The 22,581-nt window shown below is 63.5% G+C and carries 23 protein-coding genes; 16 read left to right on the plus strand and 7 right to left on the minus strand.

What is annotated here, in order from left to right; all coding sequences use genetic code 11:
• Positions 1 to 12 precede the first annotated feature (12 nt).
• The 14 genes from HS968_RS11375 (at position 13) to HS968_RS11440 (ending at position 13,204) form a co-directional block, all read left to right on the plus strand.
• Positions 13 to 1,077 carry an acyl-CoA dehydrogenase family protein gene (locus HS968_RS11375; RefSeq protein ID WP_182371320.1) on the plus strand — a complete coding sequence of 355 codons (1,065 nt, stop codon included), beginning with the start codon at positions 13 to 15 and terminating at the stop codon, positions 1,075 to 1,077.
• Entirely contained in the window at positions 1,074 to 1,892 is an 819-nt protein-coding gene (locus HS968_RS11380; RefSeq protein ID WP_182371321.1) for an ABC transporter ATP-binding protein, read from the plus strand. Before HS968_RS11375 ends, HS968_RS11380 begins: the two co-directional genes overlap by 4 nt.
• Positions 1,858 to 3,057, plus strand: a complete 1,200-nt coding sequence (locus HS968_RS11385) for an ABC transporter substrate-binding protein (protein WP_182371322.1) — start codon at positions 1,858 to 1,860, stop codon at positions 3,055 to 3,057. Before HS968_RS11380 ends, HS968_RS11385 begins: the two co-directional genes overlap by 35 nt.
• Positions 3,054 to 3,818, plus strand: coding sequence for an ABC transporter permease (locus HS968_RS11390; protein WP_182371323.1), 765 nt, complete (start codon positions 3,054 to 3,056; stop codon positions 3,816 to 3,818). The genes HS968_RS11385 and HS968_RS11390 overlap by 4 nt, the downstream gene beginning before the upstream one ends.
• A 168-nt stretch (positions 3,819 to 3,986) precedes the next feature.
• Positions 3,987 to 4,877: a TauD/TfdA dioxygenase family protein gene (locus HS968_RS11395; protein WP_182371324.1), complete on the plus strand. Its 891-nt coding sequence runs from the start codon at positions 3,987 to 3,989 to the stop codon at positions 4,875 to 4,877.
• Between the two features lie 55 nt (positions 4,878 to 4,932).
• Positions 4,933 to 5,976, plus strand: a complete 1,044-nt coding sequence (locus tag HS968_RS11400) for an ABC transporter substrate-binding protein (RefSeq protein WP_182371325.1) — start codon at positions 4,933 to 4,935, stop codon at positions 5,974 to 5,976.
• A 6-nt stretch (positions 5,977 to 5,982) separates the two neighbouring features.
• Positions 5,983 to 6,846, plus strand: coding sequence for an ABC transporter ATP-binding protein (locus tag HS968_RS11405; protein WP_182371326.1), 864 nt, complete (start codon positions 5,983 to 5,985; stop codon positions 6,844 to 6,846).
• Between the two features lie 13 nt (positions 6,847 to 6,859).
• The gene (locus HS968_RS11410) at positions 6,860 to 7,726 is read left to right on the plus strand and encodes an ABC transporter permease (RefSeq protein WP_182371327.1); all 867 of its coding nucleotides are present in this window, start codon (positions 6,860 to 6,862) and stop codon (positions 7,724 to 7,726) included.
• A 174-nt stretch (positions 7,727 to 7,900) separates the two neighbouring features.
• Positions 7,901 to 8,917 (plus strand): ABC transporter substrate-binding protein, encoded by a 1,017-nt coding sequence (locus HS968_RS11415; RefSeq protein WP_182371328.1) that lies wholly within the window; start codon positions 7,901 to 7,903, stop codon positions 8,915 to 8,917.
• A 124-nt stretch (positions 8,918 to 9,041) separates the two neighbouring features.
• Positions 9,042 to 10,259 (plus strand): threonine synthase, encoded by a 1,218-nt coding sequence (locus HS968_RS11420; RefSeq protein ID WP_182371329.1) that lies wholly within the window; start codon positions 9,042 to 9,044, stop codon positions 10,257 to 10,259.
• Entirely contained in the window at positions 10,256 to 10,921 is a 666-nt protein-coding gene (locus HS968_RS11425) for an amino acid ABC transporter permease (protein ID WP_182371330.1), read from the plus strand. The genes HS968_RS11420 and HS968_RS11425 overlap by 4 nt, the downstream gene beginning before the upstream one ends.
• On the plus strand, positions 10,902 to 11,561 hold the full coding sequence (locus HS968_RS11430) for an amino acid ABC transporter permease (RefSeq protein ID WP_182371331.1): 660 nt from the start codon (positions 10,902 to 10,904) through the stop codon (positions 11,559 to 11,561). The genes HS968_RS11425 and HS968_RS11430 overlap by 20 nt, the downstream gene beginning before the upstream one ends.
• Positions 11,558 to 12,313 (plus strand): amino acid ABC transporter ATP-binding protein, encoded by a 756-nt coding sequence (locus tag HS968_RS11435; RefSeq protein WP_182371332.1) that lies wholly within the window; start codon positions 11,558 to 11,560, stop codon positions 12,311 to 12,313. Before HS968_RS11430 ends, HS968_RS11435 begins: the two co-directional genes overlap by 4 nt.
• Before the next feature lie 3 nt (positions 12,314 to 12,316).
• Positions 12,317 to 13,204, plus strand: coding sequence for a transporter substrate-binding domain-containing protein (locus HS968_RS11440; protein ID WP_182371333.1), 888 nt, complete (start codon positions 12,317 to 12,319; stop codon positions 13,202 to 13,204).
• Positions 13,205 to 13,540: 336 nt separating this feature from the next.
• On the opposite strand, the gene tcyN is transcribed toward HS968_RS11440, so the two are convergent.
• From tcyN to HS968_RS11460, 4 genes are all read right to left on the minus strand, one after another.
• A complete protein-coding gene (gene tcyN, locus HS968_RS11445; protein ID WP_182371334.1) occupies positions 13,541 to 14,296 on the minus strand; it encodes an L-cystine ABC transporter ATP-binding protein TcyN in 756 nt (251 codons plus the stop codon).
• Positions 14,296 to 14,964, minus strand: coding sequence for a cystine ABC transporter permease (gene tcyL / locus HS968_RS11450; protein ID WP_106742089.1), 669 nt, complete (start codon positions 14,962 to 14,964; stop codon positions 14,296 to 14,298). Before tcyL ends, tcyN begins: the two co-directional genes overlap by 1 nt.
• Complete coding sequence (tcyJ, locus tag HS968_RS11455) at positions 14,961 to 15,758, minus strand: cystine ABC transporter substrate-binding protein (protein WP_182371335.1); 798 nt, start codon at positions 15,756 to 15,758, stop codon at positions 14,961 to 14,963. Before tcyJ ends, tcyL begins: the two co-directional genes overlap by 4 nt.
• 83 nt (positions 15,759 to 15,841) lie before the next feature.
• Positions 15,842 to 16,834, minus strand: coding sequence for a D-cysteine desulfhydrase (locus tag HS968_RS11460; RefSeq protein ID WP_182371336.1), 993 nt, complete (start codon positions 16,832 to 16,834; stop codon positions 15,842 to 15,844).
• A 225-nt stretch (positions 16,835 to 17,059) separates the two neighbouring features.
• Here HS968_RS11460 and HS968_RS11465 point away from each other — a divergent pair, with 225 nt between their 5' ends.
• Positions 17,060 to 17,842 carry a MetQ/NlpA family ABC transporter substrate-binding protein gene (locus tag HS968_RS11465; protein WP_182371337.1) on the plus strand — a complete coding sequence of 261 codons (783 nt, stop codon included), beginning with the start codon at positions 17,060 to 17,062 and terminating at the stop codon, positions 17,840 to 17,842.
• A 253-nt stretch (positions 17,843 to 18,095) separates the two neighbouring features.
• On the opposite strand, the gene HS968_RS11470 is transcribed toward HS968_RS11465, so the two are convergent.
• The 3 genes from HS968_RS11470 to HS968_RS11480 all read right to left on the minus strand — a co-directional run bounded on the left by HS968_RS11470 (position 18,096) and on the right by HS968_RS11480 (position 21,463).
• Positions 18,096 to 18,518 (minus strand): hypothetical protein, encoded by a 423-nt coding sequence (locus HS968_RS11470; protein WP_119691005.1) that lies wholly within the window; start codon positions 18,516 to 18,518, stop codon positions 18,096 to 18,098.
• Between the two features lie 762 nt (positions 18,519 to 19,280).
• Entirely contained in the window at positions 19,281 to 20,864 is a 1,584-nt protein-coding gene (locus tag HS968_RS11475) for a rhodanese-related sulfurtransferase (RefSeq protein WP_182371338.1), read from the minus strand.
• Positions 20,861 to 21,463, minus strand: a complete 603-nt coding sequence (locus HS968_RS11480; RefSeq protein ID WP_182371339.1) for a cysteine dioxygenase family protein — start codon at positions 21,461 to 21,463, stop codon at positions 20,861 to 20,863. Before HS968_RS11480 ends, HS968_RS11475 begins: the two co-directional genes overlap by 4 nt.
• A 92-nt stretch (positions 21,464 to 21,555) precedes the next feature.
• Between HS968_RS11480 and HS968_RS11485 the strand changes: the two genes are divergently transcribed.
• Positions 21,556 to 22,461, plus strand: a complete 906-nt coding sequence (locus HS968_RS11485) for a LysR family transcriptional regulator (RefSeq protein WP_182371340.1) — start codon at positions 21,556 to 21,558, stop codon at positions 22,459 to 22,461.
• The last annotated feature ends 120 nt before the right edge of the window (positions 22,462 to 22,581 follow it).

Genomic DNA, 22,581 nt, shown 5'->3' on the forward strand with positions numbered 1-22,581 from the left:
GAGACCGACAGCATGCTCGATCACTCATTGCGGCAATGGCTGGACACTCAGGCCGATGCACTCGACCGTGGCCTGCTCGACGGAGAAACCTTGCTCAGCCAGCTGGCAGCGGCCGATGTGCTGCGCCATGGCGTTGCCCCGCAGCTTGGCGGCGTGGGCGGTGACGTGACCGATGGCGTTGAAGCCATCGCCCAGGTCGCCAGCCACTCGCTGACCGCCGCGTTCGTCTTCTGGGGCCAGCGCGCCTTTATCGAGTACCTGCTGCAGAGCGATAACGTCGGTCTGCGCGAACGCCTGCTGGGTGATCTGCTCAGTGGGCGCAAGGCGGGCGCCACCGGCCTGTCCAACGCCATGAAGTTTCTTTCCGGTATCGAGCAACTGGGCGTGGTGGCCCAGGCGCGGGGCGATGGCTGGCGACTGGACGGCCAACTGCCCTGGGTGACCAACCTGCGCAAGAGCGGTTTCACCGTGGCCGCTGCCATCGACCTGCCGGGCGCGCAGCCTTTCGTGGCGGCGCTGCCGAATGATCTGCCAGGGCTGGTGCGCAGTGACGATCTGCAACTGCTCGGCCTGCAGTCGAGCAACACCGCAGCGATCCGTATCGACGGTGCAGCACTCGGCCGTGAGTGGCTGATCGCCGCTGATGCGCGCAGTTACCTGCCGCGTGTGCGTCCGGCTTTCCTCGGCTTGCAGTGCGGACTGTCGATCGGTCTGGCCCGGCGCGCCCTGGCGGAAGCCAAGGCGCGTCTGGGCGACGGTCGCTCGGTGCTTGAAGGCGAATGGCAGACACTCAACGACGAACTCAAAGGGCTTGAGCGCGCACTGCGCGACGGTTTGAAACACGGCCATTTTGCAGCCGGCCCGGTGCCGCTGTTCAAGATCCGTATCGGCCTGGCCCAGGTGGCGGCCGAGGCAGTACAGCTGGAGTTGCAAGCCAGCGGCGGCAAGGCTTACTTGCAGGCGCATGGCAGCGGTTTTGCCCGACGCCTGCGCGAGTCGGCCTTCGTGCCGGTGGTCACGCCGAGCCTGGTGCAGCTGCGCAGTGAGCTGCGCAAGCACGGCGAGCTGGCGGCATGAACGTCCTGCAGGCGCGTGACATCAGCCTGGGCTACGCCCAGCGCAGCGTGCTGGAAGGCTTCCAGCTGGAGCTGCGTGCCGGTGAGCTGGTCAGCATTCTTGGCCCCAGCGGGGTGGGCAAGTCCAGTCTGCTGCGTGTGCTGGCCGGCTTGCAGACGGCGCAACAGGGCAGGGTGGAGCTATTTGGCGAGGTGCTGAACGGCCCACACCCGCGAGTGGCGGTGGCCTTTCAGGATCCGTCGTTGCTGCCTTGGCTGAGCCTGGAGCAGAACGTCGGCTTCGGCCTGGACTTCGCCCGTCAGCCGAGTCGCACGGGGGCGCAGCGTCAGGTGCTGATCGACCAGGCGATTGTCGCCGTGGATCTGAAGCACGCCCGCGAACGCTACCCCAGCGAACTCTCCGGCGGCATGGCCCAGCGCACCGCGCTGGCCCGCTGTCTGGCCCGCGAGCCGCATGTCCTACTGCTCGATGAACCCTTTGGCGCGCTGGACGAAGTGACCCGCGCCGACATGCAACAGTTATTGCTGAACCTGATCCGCGAGCGGCAGACCGCCGCCGTGCTGATCACCCATGACATCGATGAAGCGCTGTTGCTGTCCGACCGTATCCTGCTACTGGGTGGCACCCCAGCGCACACGCTCGACCAGTGGCACATCGACCTGCCGCAGCCTCGCGCTGATCTGGTCGATGAGCTGGGCGCCCTGCGCGTCGATATCCTCAAAACCCTACGGCGGGCGAGCCGCAACAACGGACATTCAATCGAACCGCTGGAGCCCTGCCATGTGCCTGGACGATCCCACTCATACTCGTCGTGATTTCATCAAACTCACCAGCCTGCTGACCGCAGCTGGCGCTTTCCCATTACTTACCAGCCTGCAGGCGCGCGCTGCCAGCGAGCCGGACGCGCCGGTGCGTATTGGCTACCTGCCGATCACCGATGCCACGCCACTGCTGGTGGCCCACAACAACGGCCTGTTCGAGGCCGAAGGCATCAAGTCCGAACGTCCGGTGCTGCTGCGCAGCTGGGCGCAGGTGATCGAGGCCTTTATCTCCGGCCAGGTCAACGTCATCCACCTGCTGTCGCCGATGACCGTGTGGGCGCGCTACGGCAGCAAGGTGCCAGCCAAGGTGGTGGCGTGGAACCACGTCGGTGGTTCGGGCCTGACCGTGGCGCCGGGCATCGAGGATGTGAAGCAGCTCGGCGGGCAGTCCATCGCCATTCCGTTCTGGTACTCGATCCACAACGTGGTGGTGCAGCAGTTGCTGCGCGACAGCGGCCTGACCCCGGTGAGCAAGGCGGCCAACGCCAGCATCGCCGCCAACGAGGTCAACCTGGTGGTGCTGCCACCCTCGGACATGCCGCCGGCCCTGGCCAGCAAACGCATCGCCGGCTACATCGTCGCCGAGCCGTTCAATGCCCTGGCCGAGAATCTCAAGGTCGGGCGCATCCAGCGTTTTACCGGCGACGTGTGGCGCAACCACGCCTGCTGCGTGGTGTTCATGCACGAGCACGACCTGAACAACCGCCCCGAGTGGTCGCAGAAGGTGGTCAACGCCATCGTCAAGGCGCAACTGTGGACGCGCGACAACCGCGCGGAAGCGGCTCAACTGCTGTCCAAGGACGGTGCCAATCGCTACACGCCCCATGCACCGGACGTGCTCGGCCGGGTGCTGGCGCCGGCTGCCAGCGAACGTGACGCCTACCTGGCCAGCGGCGCGATCCAGCATGGCGACTGGGCCGACAAGCGTATCGACTTCCAGCCGTATCCCTTTCCCAGCTACACCGAGGAACTGGTCAAGCGCCTGAAGAACACCCTGATCGAAGGCAACAGCCGCTTCCTCGCCGATCTCGACCCATCGGCCACGGCACGTGATCTGGTCGATGATCGCTTCGTGCGCACCGCCATCGAAGCGGTTGGCGGGCTCAAGGCCTTCGGTGCGCCGGACCGCTTCGAACGCGTCGAGGAGATCGCGGTGTGAGCACTTCGCTGAAGAGCTGGGGGCTCGGCCTGGCCGGGCTGCTTGGTCTGTTCCTCCTCTGGTGGCTGCTGTTGGCGGCGTTCAGCAGCGGCGAAGGCCTGGTGGCGTTGTTCACGCCCCAGGCCACGCTGGCCAGTCTGGTCGAGCTGCTGCAGCGGCCGGAGCTGTTCGAGCATGTGCTGGTCAGCCTCAAGCGCATCTTCATCGGCCTTGGCCTGGCGCTGCTGGTCGGCGTGCCGCTGGGGTTGCTGGTGGGCAGTTGGCGCAACCTGGAATGGGCGACCACACCGGCGTTCCAGTTCCTGCGGATGATCTCGCCGCTGTCGTGGATGCCGATTGCCGTGATGGTGATGGGCGTCGGCGACCAGCCGATCTACTTTCTGCTGGCCTTCGCCGCCGTGTGGCCGATCCTGCTCAACACCGCCGCTGGCGTGAGGCAGCTCGACGGCCGCTGGCTGCAACTGGCGCGCAGCCTCAGTGCGACGCGCTGGGAAACCCTGCGCCGGGTGATCGTGCCCGGCGTGCTCGGCCATGTGCTGACCGGCGTGCGCCTGGCCATCGGCATCCTGTGGATCGTGCTGGTGCCCTGCGAAATGCTCGGCGTCAGCGCCGGGCTGGGCTACTACATCCTCGATACCCGTGATCGCCTGGCCTATTCGGAACTGATGGCCATGGTGCTGCTGATCGGTGTGCTGGGCTTCTTGCTCGATGCTGCGGCGCGTGCGTTGTATGCGCGCTGGAGTCATGGCGCGAGTCGCTGATGGGTCATATGAATATGACTAATCAGTATTTAAATTAATTTTCTTATATCTATAAAGTTCAATTCCATGCGTACCTGCCGACCAATCGGCGCGCCGCACTGAACACATGGCCGAACCCTCGGCCGGTCAAAGTGATGCGCCGATTGGCGCCTTTGCATGGAGTTTTCTATGTCGGCAGTAGCCCATACCACCATCGCGGCGTCGGCACAGTCATTCGAGGTTCGCCCCTTCGATGCGCCCGTTGGCGCTGAGATCATCGGTCTGGATCTGACCCAGCCGCTTGGCGATGAAGACTTCGCCCGTGTCCATCGCGCCCACCTCGATCATGCCTTGCTGGTGTTCCGTGACCAGCGCATCACCCCCGAGCAGCAGATCGCCTTCAGCCGCCGTTTCGGCCCGCTGCAGATCCATGTACTCAAGCAGTTCCTGCTGGAAGGCCACCCGGAAATCTTCATCATCTCCAACATCGTCGAGAACGGTCAGCCGATCGGCCTGGGTGATGCCGGCAAGTTCTGGCACTCGGATCTGTCCTACAAGGAGTTGCCCAGCCTCGGCTCCATGCTGCTGGCCCAGGAGCTACCGGAGGAGGGCGGCGATACGCTGTTCGCCAGCCAGCAACTGGCCTATGAAACCCTGCCAGCCGAATTGCGCCAGGTGATCGAAGGCAAGCGCGCTGCGCATTCCTACACCGCCCGCTATGCCGATGAGGTATTCGCTGGCGTTCGTCGCCCGACCCTGACCGAGGCGCAACTGGCCGAGGTCAAGTCGGTCGTTCATCCGGTGGTACGCACTCACCCGGAAACTGGGCGCAAGGGCCTGTTCGTCAACGAGAACTTCACCACCCACATTCTCGATATTCCCGAGGATGAAAGCCGGCAGATTCTCGCCGAACTCTACGCCCACAGCGCCAAACCCGAGTTCATCTACCGCCACCAGTGGCAACCACACGACATGGTGTTCTGGGACAACCGTGCGCTGATCCACCTGGCCACCGGTTGCCCCAGCCACCTGCGCCGACGCATGCACCGTACGACCATCCAGGGCGACGTGCCGTTCTGAAAGACCGCAACACCGTTATTTCCCTTTTCCGCTTGCATCCGAATGGAGTCACATCATGTCTCTAGGCAAACGTTTTTCCTTCATTCCGCGTTTTGGCCGGTTGGCCAGCGGTATCGGGCTTTCTCTGAGCCTGCTGGCCGGCTCGCTGGCGGCGCCTCAGGCCGCCCATGCCGAGGGGCAGATTCGCATCGCCGAGCAGTTCGGCATCGTCTACCTGTTGCTCAACGTGGTACGTGATCAGCAGTTGATCGAGAAACACGGCAAGGCCGATGGCCTGGATATCAAGGTCGACTGGCAGCAGCTCTCTGGCGGCGCGGCGATCAACGATGCGCTGCTCTCCGGTGCCATCAACATCGCCGGTGCCGGCATTGGCCCGTTGCTCACCGTCTGGGATCGCACCCACGGCAAGCAGAACGTCAAGGGCGTGGCTTCGCTGGGCAACTTCCCGTACTACCTGCTGAGCAACAATCCCAAGGTCAAGACCATCGCCGACTTCACCGAGAAGGATCGCATCGCTGTACCGGCGGTGGGCGTTTCAGTGCAGTCACGTTTCCTCCAGTACGCCGCCGCCAAACAGTGGGGCGACAAGGAGTTCGACCGCCTCGACAAGTACACCGTGGCGCTGCCGCACCCGGATGCCACCGCCTCGCTGTTGTCCGGCGGTACCGAGTTGACCGGGCATTTCTCCAACCCGCCGTTCCAGAACCAGGCCCTGGAGAACCCCAACGTGCACGTGGTGCTCGATACCTACGAGCTGCTCGGCCCGAACTCGCCGACCGTGCTGTATGCCACCGAGAAATTCCGCAACGACAACCCCAAGACCTACAAGGCTTTCGTCGCCGCGCTGGCCGAGGCAGCCCAGTTCGCCCAGAACGACAAGGGCGCGGCAGCCGACACCTATATCCGCGTCACCGGCGCCAAGATCAGCCGCGAAGAGTTGTTGAAGATCATCGACAACGAGCAGTTCCAGTTCAGCGTCACCCCCACCAATACCTACCCTCTGGCGGAGTTCCTGCAACGCGTCGGTGCCATCAAGAACAAACCGGCCAGCTGGCAGGACTACTTCTTCGAAGACGCCGCCATCGGTCAGGGAAGCTGATAAACCATGAATGCCTCTCTGCAAGGCCACACGGCCAGCACATCAAGCGCAGGCACGCTCGACACCCTGTTACAGGTGGAGAACGTCAGCCTCGAATACCGCACCCCACAGCGCGTAGTGCGCGCCACCCACGAAGTCAGCTTCGAGGTGGATCGCGCCGATCGTTTCGTGCTGCTTGGCCCTTCGGGGTGCGGTAAGTCCACCTTGCTCAAGGCCGTGGCCGGCTTCATCGAGCCGGTCGGCGGCAGCATCCGCCTCGATGGCGCCGAAGTACGCGAACCTGGCCCGGATCGCATCGTGGTGTTTCAGGAGTTCGACCAGTTGCCGCCGTGGAAGACGGTGAAGCAGAACGTCATGTTCCCGCTGTTGGCCTCACGCACCCTGGGCCGCAAGGAAGCCGAAGAACGCGCCCTGTATTACCTGGAGAAGGTCGGCCTGGCCGCTTTCGCCGATGCCTACCCGCACACCCTGTCCGGCGGTATGAAGGCCCGTGTGGCGATTGCCCGCGCGCTGGCCATGCAGCCGAAGATCCTGTTGATGGACGAACCCTTCGCCGCCCTCGACGCACTGACCCGACGCAAGATGCAGGAGGAGCTGCTGGAGCTGTGGGAGGAGGTGCGTTTCACCCTGCTGTTCGTCACCCACTCCATCGAGGAGGCGCTGATCGTCGGCAATCGCATCCTGCTGCTGTCGCCGCATCCGGGGCGTGTCCGTGCGGAGATCAACAGCCACCAGTTCGACCTGCACAGCCTCGGTGGCGTGGCCTTCCAGCAGACCGCGCAGCGTATCCACCGCTTGTTGTTCGACGAGGACGGCGAGGGTGGCAAGGCCGCCGAGCTGGGCTTCCAAGACATCCGTATCGCCTACTGAGGAGAGTGATCCCATGAGTCTTTCCCCCGCACGGCGTGAGGAATACGAAATTACCCTGCAGCCGCTGCCTGATCTCAAGGTCGAGCGTGAGTTGCCCCTGGTGCAGCGCCTGTGGCAGCAGGGCTGGCTGCGCAAGTCGCTGATCCTGATTGTCCTGGCGCTGATCTGGGAGGCGGCTGCCCGCTACCAGGCCAACGACCTGCTGTTACCCAGCTTCCTGCAGACGGCCAAGGCCTTCGCCGAGGGCATCGGCACCGGCGAGCTGCTGGGGAAGGTGGCGATCTCGCTGTCGGTACTGATCAAGGGCTACCTGATCGGCATCTTCCTGGCCTTTCTGCTCACCAGCCTGGCGGTCTCGACCCAGCTCGGCCGTGACCTGCTGTCGACGCTGACCTCGATGTTCAACCCGCTGCCGGCCATCGCCCTGTTGCCCCTGTCGCTGCTGTGGTTCGGCCTGGGCGAGAACAGCCTGATCTTCGTGCTGGTGCACTCGGTGCTCTGGGCGCTGGCCCTGAATACCTATGCCGGATTTCTCGGCGTTTCCGAGACCCAGCGCATGGCCGGGCGCAACTATGGCCTCAAGGGATTGCGCTTCGTGTTGTTCATTCTGATTCCGGCGGCGCTGCCGTCGATCCTTTCCGGGCTGAAGATCGGCTGGGCTTTCGCCTGGCGCACGCTGATCGCCGCCGAGCTGGTGTTCGGTGCGTCCAGCGGCAAGGGCGGTCTGGGCTGGTACATCTTCCAGAACCGCAACGAGCTGTACACCGACAAGGTCTTCGCCGGGTTGGTGGCGGTGATCCTGATCGGTCTGCTGGTGGAAAACCTGATCTTCGCCAGCATCGAACGCGTGACCGTCAAACGCTGGGGGATGCAGCGTTGAAAGAGATTTATCACTCCGTAGGGTAGGCCGGGCGGCGATCCGTTTTAGCCCACCAATTGGACGCACCGTTGGTGGGCTGAAGCCCACCCTACAAGCCTGAAGCGGATCGCCGTCCGGCCCACCCTACATGCTGTCTTCACAACACAATTGAACTCACATAACGAGAACTACACGATGACCAATACCTTCAAATTCGGCCGACTGGCTGCAGCACTGGGCCTGCTTGGCGCCCTGGCAACTCCGCTGGCCGCCCAGGCCGAAGGCCAGATCAGCATCGCTCAGCAGTTCGGTATCGGTTACCTGGTGCTGCACGTGGTCAAGGATCAGCAACTGATCGAGAAACACGCCAAGGCCCAGGGCCTGGACAAGATCGAAGTCGAATGGCGCACCATCTCCGGCGCCACGGCGATGAACGAGGCGCTCTTGGCCGGTGCCATCGACGTGGTCTCGGCCGGTGTGCCGCCGATGCTCACCGTGTGGGATCGCACCCATGGCCGGCAGAACGTCAAGGCCGTGGCCGCGCTGGGCTCGCTGCCCAACTACCTGCTGAGCAATCGCGAGGAGGTGAAGAGCCTCGATGACCTCGGCGAGAAGGATCGCATCGCCGTGCCGGCTGCAGGCGTCGGCTTCCAGTCGCGCACCCTGCAGATCGAGACGGCCAAACGCTATGGCAACGACGACTTCCAGCGTTTCGACAAGATCTCCGTCAGCCTGCCGCACCCGGATGCCACCGCGGCGCTGATCAAGGGTGGTTCGGAAATCACCGCGCATTTCTCCAGCCCGCCGTTCCAGTACCAGGCGCTGGAGAACCCCAAGGTGCACAAGCTGATCAGCAGCTACGACATCCTCGGCGGTCAGGCCACGTTTAACGTGCTCTACGCCACCGAGAAATTCCACGACGAGAACCCCAAGACCTACAAGGCGTTCTACGACGCGCTGGTGGAAGCCGAGCAGATCATCAAGGCCGACAAGGCCGCGGCTGCCGAAATCTACATCCGCGTGGAGAACTCCAAGCTGCCGCTGGACTTCGTGAAGAAGATCGTCGAGGACCCGGAGAACGACTTCACCGTATCGCCGCAACGCACCTTCATCTATGCCGAGAAGTTGCATGAATTGGGTGTGCTGAAGAACAAGGCCGCGTCCTGGAAGGACTACTTCTTCGAAGAGGCTTACGCCAATCCGGGGAGCTAAGAACCCTAGGGTGCGCTGTGCGCACCCTACGCAGCCACGGCAACATCCGGCCACTCCTGCTATCCGTAGGTGTGGCTTTTACCCTAACCACGGCTTACCCAGCGGTGGCCGAACGGTGAATGCAATGCCATACAGCTATCTGTCTCACCTGTACTGCCCGAAAACACTCGAGCACTACGACGCCGACCGTATCCAGCAACTCAGTGCAGTCGGTGCGCCGCTGCTGGTCGCCTATGACCTGCAGGCGCTCAAGCAGCACTGGAAACCCGCCGACCTGATTGGCCGTGAGGCCAGCCTGTGGCGTTACCACGAGCTGCTGCCGGTGCTCGATCCGAGCAATGTGGTCAGCCTTGGTGAGGGGCTGACGCCGCTGTTCTGCACTCCACGCATCGGCCGTGACCTGGGCATCGATGACCTGTGGCTGAAGGACGAGGGCATCATCCCCACCGGCTCGTTCAAGGCGCGTGGCGCCGCTGTGGGCGTGTCCAAGGCCAAGGAGCTGGGCGTCAAGGCCCTGGCCATGCCCACCAACGGCAATGCCGGCGCGGCCTGGTCGCTGTACGCCGCGCGTGCCGGGATCGAAGCCACGGTGGTGATGCCGCAGGACGCGCCGCTGATCACCCGTAACGAAACGGCCATTTCCGGGGCCAACCTGTATCTGGTCGATGGCCTGATCAGCGATGCCGGCAAGCAGGTCGCCCAGGCGGTGGCCGAGGGCGGCCTGTATGACGCCTCGACGCTCAAGGAGCCGTACCGCATCGAAGGCAAGAAGACCATGGGCCTGGAGATCGCCGAGCAGTTCGGCTGGCAGTTGCCCGATGTGATTCTCTATCCCACCGGCGGTGGCGTCGGTCTGATCGGCATCCACAAGGCGTTCAAGGAACTGCGCGAGCTGGGCTGGATCGCGGCGGACAAGCCATTGCCGCGTCTGGTCGCGGTGCAGGCCAGCGGCTGCGCACCCATCGTCAAAGCCTGGGAGGCCCGCGCCGCCGCATCCGAGTTCTGGGCCGATTCGAGCACCATCGCCTTCGGCATCAACGTACCCAAGGCACTGGGGGATTTCCTGGTGCTGGAAGCGCTGTACGAGAGCGAGGGCTATGCCATCGCGGTCGACGATGCCGAACTGCTGGTCGAGCAGCGCAAGGTGGCCGAGCTGGAAGGTGCCTTCGTCTGCCCCGAGGGCGCTGCGCTCTATGCCGCCGCGCGCAAACTGCGCGAAGGGGGCTGGATAAGGCCCGGTGAACGGGTGGTGATCCTCAACACCGGTGCCGGCATCAAGTACCCGGATACCGTGCAAGTGGACGTACCGCTGCTGCAACCGGGTGACAGGCTGCCGCGATGAACTTCGACTGGAACTTCGTGCTGTCGACCCTGCCAGCGTTCGGCAGGGCGGTGCTGGTGACCCTGCAGGTCGGTGCCATCGCCATTGCCACCTCGTTGCTGGTGGCGCTGGTCAATGCCTCGATCCTGGTGTTGCGCGTGCCAGTGCTGCAGCGTCTGGTCGGCCTGTATGTGGAGGTGGCGCGCAACACGCCGCTGCTGATCCAGCTGTTCTTCATCTACTTCGCGCTGCCCAGTGTGGGCATCCGTATTTCCGGCTTCAGCTCGGCGATCATCGCCATGACCTTTCTCGGCGGGGCTTATCTGACCGAGGTGCTGCGCGCGGGCGTCGAGGCGGTGCCCAAGGCGCAGATCGAATCGGGGCTGTCCATCGGCCTGTCGCGCTGGCAACTGCTGCGCCACGTCATCCTGCCGCAGGCCGGCATCCTCAGCCTGCCGGCGCTGTTCGCCAACTTCATCTTTCTGCTCAAGGAGACCACGGTGGTGTCGGCGGTGGCGGTGCCGGAGATTCTCTACACCACCAAGAACTACATCGCCATGTACTACAAGACCTACGAGATGCTGGCAGTGATGACCGCACTGTGCGTGCTGCTGTTCCTGCCACTTTCGTTGCTGCTCGCGTACCTGGAACGGAGGCTGCAACATGGCCAGTTCGGGTCTTGAGCTGCTTTGGCTGTCCGCGCCGCAACTGGCCAAGGGCGCTTGGGAAACCCTGAGCATTTCCGCCTCGGCGATCGCCTTCAGCACCCTGGGTGGTGTGCTCTATGGTGTGCTGCGCAGCCTCGGCAAGCGCTGGGTGGAGGTGCCGCTGCGGGTTTACCTGGAACTGTTCCGCGCCATTCCGGTGCTGGTCTGGCTGTACCTGTTCTTCTTCGGCCTGCCGATCTTCGCCGGCATCAGCGTGCCGAGCTTCTGGTGCGCGGTGCTGGTGCTCAGCCTGTGGGGGGCCAGCGAGGTCGGTGAGGTGGTGCGTGGCGGTTTGCGCTCGTTGCCACGCGGCCAGCGTGAGGCTGGCCTGGCCATCGGCCTGGGCACGCTGCAGCTGTATCACGAAGTGCTGTTGCCGCAGGTGCTCAAGCGCATCACGCCACCGACCATCAACGTCTACACGCGAATCATCAAGACCAGTTCGCTGGCGGTGCTGATCGGCGTGGTCGACGTGATCAAGGTGGGCCAGCAGATCATCGAGCGCACCTACGAGTCGGTGCTGATCTACGGCTTCCTGTTCCTGTTCTTCTTTTTCCTCTGCTATCCGCTGTCCGCCGCCTCACGCGTGCTGGAACGGCGCTGGAGTCACGCATGAGCGCCCTTATCGAACTCTCCGGTTTCAGCAAGCGTTTCGGCGATACCCCGGTATTGCGCGAAGTCGACCTGCAGGTCGAGCGCGGCGAAGTGGTGGTCATCCTCGGCCCCAGCGGCTGCGGCAAGAGCACCCTGTTGCGCTGCCTCAACGGCCTGGAAAGCGGGCAGGGCGGCAGCCTGCGTTTCGATGGCAAGGAGTTGAACGCCGATACCGACTGGCGCGAGGTGCGGCAGGAGGTCGGCATGGTGTTCCAGAGCTACCACCTGTTTCCGCACAAGACAGTGTTGGAGAACATCCTGCTCGGCCCGCTCAAGGTGCAGAAGCGCGCCTTCGGTGAGGCCCTGGCGCATGCCGAGGCGCTGCTCGAACGGGTCGGCCTGCTGGACAAACGCAACGCCTACCCGCGCGAGCTGTCCGGCGGCCAGCAGCAACGCATCGCCATCGTCCGCGCGTTGTGCATGAACCCCGAGGTGATGCTGTTCGACGAGGTCACCGCGGCGCTCGACCCGGAGATGGTCAAGGAAGTGCTGGAAGTGATCCTGGATCTTGCACGCGGCGGCATGACCCTGTTGATCGTCACCCATGAGATGGCCTTCGCCCGCGCGGTGGCCGACCGAATCCTGTTCATGGACGGCGGTGTGATCGCCGAACAGAACGACCCCGAAACTTTTTTCAGCAACCCGCAAACCGCACGCGCGCAGCAGTTTCTGGAGAAGTTCTCCCACGTGGAAAACCTGCCTAGAAGGAAGTAAGCGATGAACTTCAAATCTGCCATGCTGTTCCCCATGCTCGCGGCCGGCATTCTCGCCGGCTGTGGCAACAACGAGCCCCCCAAGCAGGCTGCTGCCGAGACGGCCCCGGCCGCTGAGGCACCGGCGCCGAAGGGCTATCTGGACAAGATCAAGGAGCGCGACAAGCTGATCGTCGGCGTGTTCAGCGACAAGCCACCGTTCGGCTTCGTCAACGAGCAGGGCGAGTACGTCGGCTTCGATACCGATATCGCCAAGCGCTTCGCCAAGGATCTGCTCGGCGACGAGAAGAAGGTGGAGTTCGTGGTGGTCGAGCCGGCCAGCCGCATTCCGTTCCTGCAAAGCGACAAGGTCGACCTGATCCTGGCCAACATGACCGTCACCCCGGAGCGCGCCGAGGCGGTGGACTTCACCAACCCCAACCTGCGTGTCGCCGTGCAGGCCATCGTGCGTGACGACAGTGGCATCGAGAAGCTTGACGACCTGGCCGACAAGACCATCATCGTCACCAGCGGCACCACGGCCGACATCTGGCTGACGCAGAACCACCCGGACTGGAAACTGCTCAAGTTCGAGAAGAACTCCGAGTCGCTGCAGGCCCTGGCCAACGGCCGTGGTGATGCCTATGCACAGGACAACCTGGTGCTGTTCAGCTGGGCCAAGCAGAACCCGGGCTACCGCGTGCTGGGTGACACCCTCGGCGACGAAGCCCCCATCGCTCCGGCGGTGAAGAAGGGCAACCTCGAGCTGCGCGACTGGGTCAATGCCGAGCTGGCCAAGCTGGGCGAGGAGCAGTTCCTGCTCAAGCTGTATGACCAGTACGTGCGTCCGCAACTGGCCGAAGATACCGACCCGAACGCGATCATCGTCGAAGGTGGCAAGTGGCAGGGCTAAGCCGACTGGCCTGATTCTTCAGTAAAAACGAAACCCGCCCGGTGCACGCCGGGCGGGTTTTTTGATGCTTGCAGTCAGCCTTCGGCGAGTGCCTTAGGCATTGCCAGGCAGACGAACGGCGCCATCGCCGCGGAGCCGCGAGCATGGTGTCGCGGGTCGCAATCACTGGAATACACAACAGAGTCGGCCGCAAGCGGCGCCAGAATCTCGCTTGCTCCCGCTCTCCTTCAGCCTGCATCCCTCGCAACAGCTCGATGCAATCCCCTGGGCTGCGTCAGTGCATTGCGTGAGAGCAGATCGCCAGCGCTACGGAGAAAGGCGCGGGTCTACAGTTTCCTAAAGCGAGCGGTCGAGCAGGAACTTGCTGAGGAACTGCCGCGTGCGTTCGTGCTGGGGCGCGGTGAACAGCGTCTTGGCCGGGCCCTGTTCGACGATGCGTCCCTGGTCGATGAAGATCGCCCGATCCGCCACATCGCGGGCGAAAGCCATTTCATGGGTGACGATGACCATGGTGCGCTTTTCTTCGGCGAGGTCGCGGATGGTGGTCAGCACTTCACCCACCAGCTCCGGGTCGAGTGCCGAGGTGGGTTCGTCGAAGAGGATCACCTGCGGGCGCATGGCCAGGGCACGGGCGATGGCTACGCGTTGCTGCTGACCGCCGGACAGGCGTTTGGGATAGGCGTCTTCCTTGCCGCTCAAACCCACCTTGGCGAGCAAGGCATAGGCGTGGGCCAGTGCCTGTTCGCGCGGCTCCTTCTTCACCTGTATCGGGCCTTCGATAACGTTTTCCAGCGCGGTGCGGTGCGGGAACAGGTTGAAGTTCTGAAACACGAAGCCGGCGTGCTGGCGCAGCTGACGAATCAGTTTCTGTTGACTCTTCAGCGGCCGGTCGGCGTCGATATGGATATCGCCAATGGTGATCTGCCCGCCGCTGGGTTGTTCCAGCAGGTTGAGGCAGCGCAGCAGGGTGGTCTTGCCCGAGCCGCTGGGGCCGATGATGGCGACCACTTCCCCGGCGGCGACGTCCAGATCAATGCCCTTGAGCACTTCGTTGCTGCCGAAGGCTTTTCGCAGATTGCGCACGGAAATCATCAGTTGTCCTGCTCGTGCCGGTTGACCCTGGCCTCCAGGCGCGCCTGGAAGTGCGCGAGGATGCTGGCCAGCGCCCAGTAGATCAGCGCGGCCGCCAGGTACATGGTGAAAATCTCGAAGGTGCGCGCGGTGATCAGCTGCGCCTGACGGAACAGTTCCGGCACCTGAATGGTGGCGGCCAGGGCGGTGTCCTTGACCAGCGAAATGAAGCTGTTGCCCAGCGGCGGCAGGGCGGTACGCGCCGCCTGCGGGAGAATGGCCCGGTACAGCGTCTGCGTCTTGCTCATGCCGATGCTGGCGGCGGCTTCCCACTGGCCACGGTCGATGGAGGCAATGGCGGCGCGGAGAATCTCGGAGGTATAGGCGGCCATGTTCAGCGAGAAACCGATCAGCGCAGCCGGCAACGGATCGAGCTGGATGCCCAGTTGCGGCAGGCCGTAGTAGATCAGGAACAGCTGCACCAGCAGTGGCGTGCCGCGGAAGAAGGACACGTACAGGCGGGTGAGCCAGCGCAGCGGCGCCGGCCCGTACAGACGGCCAACTGCCAGGCCGAAGCCCAGCAGCAGGCCGAAGAACATGCCGCCCAGGCTGAGTACGACGGTGTAGTAGGCGCCCTTGAGGAGAAAAGGCGCAGACTCCAGAGCCAGCTGCAGGGCGGACTCGATCATCGGGTGACGTCAGCCTTGAACCATTTCTCGGAAAGTTGCTTGAGGGTGCCGTCGGCACTCAGTTTTGCCAGCGCCTGGTCGATGGCGGCGAGCAGTTCAGGGTTGCCCTTGCGTAGCGCGATTCCGGCCTCCTGGCGGGAGAAGGCGTCGCCGGCCACGGCCAGGCGGCCACCGGTTTTCTCGACCATCTCGAACGCCGCCAGGCGATCCACCAGAATCACGTCGATGCGACCGACGTTGAGATCCTGAAACTTGGTCGGATCGTCGTCGTAGGTGCGGATGTCGGCTTTCGGTACGTTGTCCTTGAGCCACTGTTCGTAGTTGGTGCCGAGGCCCACGCCGACTTTCTTGCCGGCCAGATCCTGCGCGCTCTTGATGCTGTCGCCGTCAGCCTTGCGGGTCAGCGCCTGGATGCCGGAGATGGTGTAGGGCGTGGAAAAATCGTATTTCTTCTTGCGCTCGTCGGAGATGGTTACCTGATTGATCACCACGTCCAGGCGCTTGGATTCCAGCGCGGCGAGGATGCCGTCCCACTTGGTCGGCTGGAACTCGGCCTTGACCCCCAGCTCCTTGGCCAGCGCTTCGGCCAGTTCGACTTCGAAGCCGGTCAGCTTGCCGTTCTCATCCTGGTAGTTGAAGGGGGGGTAGGTGCCTTCGAGGCCGACCTTGATGGCGCCACGGGCCTTGATGTCATCGAGCAGGTCGGCGGCAAAGCTCGGCGCGCTGAGGCTGGCGCCCAGCATGAGGGCCAGGCTACCGAAGAGAAAATGGCGACGCAGGTTGGAGAATTTCATGGTGACCTCATGCAAGTGGGAAGGTGGCGCCACTCTAGGCGGAAATTCTTATGCCGCTAAATAATTAAAAATTATTCAAATATTCACTTTTGTTTGTAGGCGAAGAGCGCAGGCGAGCCGCCCGTGTGTAGGAACAGCAGCGGCCCATTGCCAGGAAAGGCGCCTCGCTCAAGCCCATCGAGCAAGCCGGCGAAGGCTTTGGCAGTGTAGACCGGGTCGAGCAGAATCGCTTCCAGGCGCGCCAGCAGGCGAATGGCGTCCAGGCCGGCAGCGTTGCTCTCGCCGTAGCGTGGCGCGAAATAGGCGTCCCATAGCTCTGGTGTGACTCCGGGTGGCACGTCTACGCCAAGCAGCTCGGCCGTGCGCTGTAGCAGGCTTTCCACCTTGGGGCGCTGCGCGGCTTCGCTGCGCGAAACGGTCACGCCGATCACCCGAGTGCCGGGGCGTGCCGTTTCCAGCGCCAACGCCAGGCCTGCGTGAGTGCCAGCGCTGCCGGAGGCCAGCACCACGGCGGCGAAGTCCTGGCCGCTGGCGGTGATCTGCTCGGCCAATTCCAGCCCACCGCGCACGTAGCCGAGCGCGCCGAGTGCATTGGAGCCGCCAATCGGCACCAGGTAGGGACGTCGTCCGGCAGCGCTGAGGCGTTGGCTGGCGTCCTCCAACAACTGGTCGGCGTTGTCCAGACTGGCGACCTTTTCCACCTCGGCACCGAACAGGTCGAGCAACAGGCGATTGCCATTGCTCAGGTAGTCGTCGCTGCGGCTGTCGATGGGGTTCTCCAGCAGGGCCAGGCAGCCCAGCCCCAATTGCGCGGCGACCGCTGCGGTCTGCCGCACGTGGTTGGACTGGATGGCCCCGGCGGTGACCAGTACGTCGGCTCCCCTGGCCTGAGCATCGGCGGCGAGGTACTCCAGTTTGCGCGCCTTGTTGCCACCGAGTGCCAGTGGAGTCAGGTCATCGCGTTTTATCCAGATATCGCGGCCCAGATGCTGGGACAGGCGTGGCAGGTGTTGCAGGGCGGTGGCCTGAGGAACCAGCGTCAGGCGGGGGAAGCGGGCGAGGGCGGTGGTGAGCATGGGAGCCTCCTGGTGGCGAAGGCTATTGACTCTAGGTGGGAGAAGGCTGGGCTCACAAGCGCAAGCGGAATATTATTTTGGATATAAGAAAATAATTAATAATTATTTTATGGAATAAAAATTTATTCGTACTGTCGCGCTCAGCCCGCCACATCCGTCGGGCATCTGCCAAAACGCGCCGGACTGTCGATCCAGCCGGTGCCACAGACCGAGAACAAGGACACCATGAAGAAGACCCTGCTGTTGACCGCTCTGGCCGCTGCCCTGACTGCCTCCCTGGCCCACGCTGGCGAAAAGCTGAGCGTCGCCGCCACGCCGGTGCCGCATGCCGAAATCCTCGAACTGATCAAGCCAGAACTGGCCAAGCAAGGCGTGGATCTGGATATCAAGGTCTTCACCGACTACGTTCAACCCAACCTGCAGGTGAGCCAGAAGAATCTGGATGCCAACTACTTCCAGACCAAGCCGTACCTGGACACTTTCAATGCGCAGCGCGGTACCGAGCTGGTGATCGTGCAGGGCGTACACGTCGAGCCCTTCGGCGCCTATTCGACCAAGTACAAGTCCCTCGACGAACTGCCCAATGGCGCCACCATCGCCATCCCCAACGAAGTCAGCACCAGCGGGCGTGCGCTGCTCCTGCTGCAGAAGGCCGGCCTGCTAACTCTCAAGGATCCCAACAGCGCCCAGGCTCTGCCGCGCGACATCGCCGATAACCCACGCAACTTCAAGTTCCGTGAGCTGGAAGCGGCTACCGTGCCACGCGTGCTGAATCAGGTCGACCTGGCGCTGATCAACACCAACTACGCGCTGGAAGCCAAGCTCAATCCCAAGCGCGATGCGTTGGTGATCGAAGGCAGCGACTCGCCATACGTCAACTATCTGGTGACCCGCCCGGATAACAAGGACAGCGAGGCGATCAAGAAACTCTCCGCTGCGCTGACCAGTCCGGAGGTGAAGGCCTTCATCGAGAAACGTTACGAAGGTGCGGTGCTGCCGGCTTTCTGAACCGATTTACCCGGCTGATGCCAATCACTACGTAGGGGACGCACGGCAGGTGATCCTGCAATCCCCTACAGAATGGCTGATCGGTATTGACCACCCGGTGGCTCTTTTTGTGTCGCAGCTGCCCACCGTAGATCACGGTAGTAAACCTGTACCAACGGGTTTGCGTTTACGCCGAGCCGGCTTAGCCGACTCGGCGTTCTTTTTTTGCGCGTCTGGATCTGGGCGCTGCCGGGCTATTCACTGTGCCCATGGCTCACAGACTGAAGTAATTGCTACAGGCACCACGGATATTGTCGTGGTAGTCGAAGCGCTGGACGATCTTGTTCTGATCGATGTCCATCATCACCGAGCAACTGTAATGACGCGTACGCGTTGAATATTCGTTGTAGCGGTACCAGCCGCCCGGCCCTGGCGCGATGTAACTGGAGGAAAGCTCTTCCCAGCTGCGATTCCAATTGTCGAACCACAGATACTGCTGGCGGCCGTCGCCGAGATCCTTGATCACGTGCGGTTCACCATACTGGGCGATGGCCTCTGAGGCAGGCTTGCCGGGCCAGGAGTTCTTCGCCATCAGACCGGGGATATTGGGAATGGCCCGCTCCATGGGACTGCCGACACAACCGGCCAGCATCAGGCTGGCGAGTATCGGCAGAGCGTAAAGCGTCTTGGTCGGCATGGAACCTCCTTGTGCGCGCTTGTGGCATGAGTGAAGCCCGACGCTAGCGCAGCCGATCAGCCAGCAGAACCGCAGCGAAGAAGGCGAGCACCAATAATGGGACGAATTTATCGTTGTGCGGCCATGGCCCGACAAACAGCAGCTTGCGCACCACGCGGCGCGTCGATTGTGGTGGAGGTTGTAGGAGTGGCTTCAGCCACGAAAAGCTCGCGGCTGAAGCCGCTCCTACAGGGCGGTAGGGTGCGCCGTGCGCACCGCATGGATCGCCGATTATGGCGGGGTCTGCAGGCGTTACTTCAGCCACGCAAAAGCTCGCGGCTGAAGCCGCTCCTACGGGGCGGTAGGGTGCGCTGTGCGCACCGCATGGCTCGCCGATTATGACGGGGTCTGCAGGCGTTGCTTCAGCCACGCAAAAGCTCGCGGCTGAAGCCGCTCCTACGAGGCGGTAGGGTGCGCCGTGCGCACCGCGTGTATCGCCGATTGTGGCGGGATCTGCAGGCGTTGCTTCAGTCACGAAAAGGCTCGCGGCTGAAGCCGCTCCTACAGGGCGGTAGGGTGCGCTGTGCACACCGCATGGATCGCCGATTATGGCGAGGTCTATAGGCGTTACTTCAGCCACTCAAAAGCTCGCGGCTGAAGCCGCTCCTACGAGGCGGTAGGGTGCGCCGTGCGCACCGCGTGTATCGCCGGTTGTGGTGGGGGTGTAGGAGTAGGGAGCACCAGTGTGCGCAGGTATGCGCGACGAAACCGCCGCGCCCTTTCTCAGATCACACGGAAATGATGGGTACCGTCGCGACCAAGCTGTTCGACCAAGCCGAACTCCCAGTCCAGGTAACCCTGCATGGCCTCGCGCGGGTTGTCGGTGCCCTCGTACGGGCGGCGATAGCGGTCGCTGCGCGGCACGGCCAGGTGCTGGTCACCGGCTTCCACCGGCAGGCCGGCAGCGACCCAGGCTGCAGTGCCGCCTTCAAGCAACGTCACCGGTTTGCCGGTCAGCTCTTCCAGCTCGCTGACCACGAAACGCGCCAGCAGGCTGCTGCCGCAGGTCAGCACGTAGCGCTCGGCCACCGGCAGTTTCTCCAGTGCTTGCGGCAGTTGCGAACGCAGCGCCCACCAGGCGCCGGGGATATGCCGAGCGACATGATTGGCGCTGGCGGTGAAATCGAGCACCAGGGTATTGCCCTCGGCCTGCCAGGTGGCCAGCGTCGGGGCATCGATGGCGGCAGGTTGGGGCAGGGCCGGCAGCGGTGGCTGCCAGGCGCCGCGCGCAGTGAAGTCGCTGTCCTGCAGGCCATCGAGCACATGCACGTCCCAACCCATCTGCGCCAGCCAGGAGGCGCTCATGTTGGCGCGCACACCGTCGCTATCGGCCAGCACCACGCGGGCGCCGCGCACGCTGGCGAAATGATCGGTTTCCTGCACCAGTTGCCCGCCCGGCGTGGAACGGGCGCCCGGCAGGTGGCCGGCTTCGTATTCTTCCGGAGTGCGCACATCGAACAGGTAGGTGGTGCGTCCGGCTTCGGCTTGCCAGCGCGCCAGATCCTCCAGGTTGGCGCGGCCCACGCCGGCCTTGTCCGCCACGGCGCGGGCCGATTGTGCCGCTTGTTCATGGTTGTTCGCGCTGACTTCGCCAAAGCGGCGGGCCTGGCCATGCTCCAGCTGTTGGCCGGCCAGCGTCCAGCCGATGGTGCCATTGCGCAGGGCCGACACGGGGTTGGGAATGCCGGCGTTGACCAGCGATTGGGTGCCGATGATGCTGCGGGTACGTCCGGCGCAGTTGACCACGATGCGGGTGGCCGGGTTCGGCGCCAGTTCGCGTGCGCGCAGTACCAGTTCGGCGCCCGGCACGCTGATGCCGGTAGGAATGCTCATGGTCTGGTATTCGTCGAAGCGGCGCGCGTCGAGCACCACCACGTCGGTCTTGGCGTCGAGCAGCGCTTTCACTTCTTCTGCGGCCAGCGATGGCGTGTGGCGCACGCTTTCCACCAGTTCACCGAAGGCTTTGCTCGGCACGTTGACGTCGCGGAACAGCTCGCCGCCAGCAGTGCGCCAGCCGGCCAGGCCGCCTTCGAGCAGCGCCACGTCGCTGTAGCCGAGGGCAAGCAGGCGCTTGCCGGCTTTCTGGGCGAGGCCTTCGCCATCGTCATAGACGGTCACGGCGGTGTCGCGACGCGGGATGCGGGCGTAGACCTCCAACTCCAGCTTGGACAGCGGGATGTTGGCGGCGAACAGCGGGTGCTCTTCGGCGAAAGGCGCTTCTTCACGTACATCGATCAGGGCCACTTCCTGCTTGTCGAGCAGGGCCTGGCGGATGGTATGGAAGGAACGGGTAGCAATCTGGCTCATGCGGGGTTCTCTTTGGACAGGTCCCAGAGGTTGGGAAGAAGACTGTTGGAATAGCCGGAAATGAAGGTTTTCTCGCTGCCGTCCTGCAGGTAGACGGCACGCTTCACAGCGCCGATGTTGGCGCCGTAGACGTGGATGCTGATCGAGGTGCGGTCGGCGAAGGCGTTGCTGACCTGGTGGATGTCGCCGATGCGCGGTGAGACCGCCTCGACATGCCCCGGCTCCAGGCGCACCGCTTGGCCCTCGGCGCGCAGGCCGCTGGCGTCGATGGCAAAGCCTTGAGACAGCTCGGCACCGCGCAACATGCCGATCAGGCCCCAGACCCGGTGGTCGTGTACCGGCGTTTGCTGGCCCGGCCCCCAGACGAAACTGACGATGGAAAAGCGCTGGCGCGAATCGGCGTGCAGCAGGTACTGCTGGTAGCGTTGTGGGTCAGGTTGGGCGAATGCTTCGGGCAGCCAGTCGTCGTGGCTGACCAACTGCCGCAACAGCTCGGCGCCGCGCTCCAGCACCACGGTTTCCTCGGGCTGCTGGTCGAGCAGGGTGGCCAGTTGGTCGATGAAGCCGCGCAGCCTGGACAGGTTGGGTTGGACGCTCATGAGTGGTTTCCGCTGAAAGACAACGCTAAGGTAGCAAGCTCGCTATAATCATAAAAATTCAATTTATTCATAAGCTAATATGCGAATTAAGAATGAAGATAGATGACATCGATGCCTTCGTCGCGGTGATTCGCCTGCAGTCGCTGAACCAGGCGGCTGAATCGCTGCAACTCACCCAGTCAGCTATTACCCGGCGCCTGCAGAATTTCGAGGAAGCGCTGGGTGTGGAATTGCTCGATCGCAACACCAAGCCGCTCAAGCCGACGCCCATCGGTTTGCGAGTGTATGAACAGTGCCGTTCGGTGCAGCGCGAGGTCGATGCCCTGCGCGATCTGGTGGCCAGCGATGCGATGCCATCGGGCTCGTTGCGCCTCGGTGTGCCACAGACGGTGGGCGATACGCTGTTGCTGGAAGCGCTGCAGCGCCTGCAGGGCGCCTATCCGGATCTGCAGGTGCAGGTGTCCAATGGCTGGGGCGGCGGGCTGCTCAAGCGTCTGGAGAACGGTGAGCTGGATGCGGTGGCGGCATTGTTCCCGGCGGGCAAGGTGTTCCCCGAAGGCCTGGTGGGGCAGTCGCTGGCGCGCATGAACCTGGTAGTGGTGGCGCCCAAGGGCTTTGCCAGCAAACGCAGTTGCCGCCTGGCCGAGTGCCAGGCACGGGGCTGGGTGCTCAATCCGGATGGTTGCGGTTTCCGCGCTGGTCTGCAGCGGGCGCTGGCGGAGCAGGGACTGAATTTGTCGGTGAACCTGGAAATCTTCGGCACCGATCTGCAACTGGGCCTGGTGGCCAATGGCATGGGCCTAGGCCTGGTACCGGCGCCGTTGCTGGAAGGCAGCCGCCATCGCGAGCGCCTGGAAATGCTCAACGTCAGCGACTTCAAACCGGTGATCGACCTGTGGCTGGTGCGTGCTGCCTTCGTCGGCAACCTGCAGGGCGCCGTCGACCTGTTCGGTGAAGTGATCGCCGAGCGGCTGGGGGAAAGCGGCAGCGCAGCGTGATCCTGTAGCTGTAGGGTGCGCCGTGCGCACCGGCACCTGGACAGGAGAGAGTGCTGTCAGGTGTGGGTGAGTTATCGGGGCGAATGTCTTGGTGCGCACGGCGCACCCTACGGGCTGTGC

The organism is Pseudomonas berkeleyensis (assembly GCF_014109765.1).
Classification (GTDB): domain Bacteria; phylum Pseudomonadota; class Gammaproteobacteria; order Pseudomonadales; family Pseudomonadaceae; genus Aquipseudomonas; species Aquipseudomonas berkeleyensis.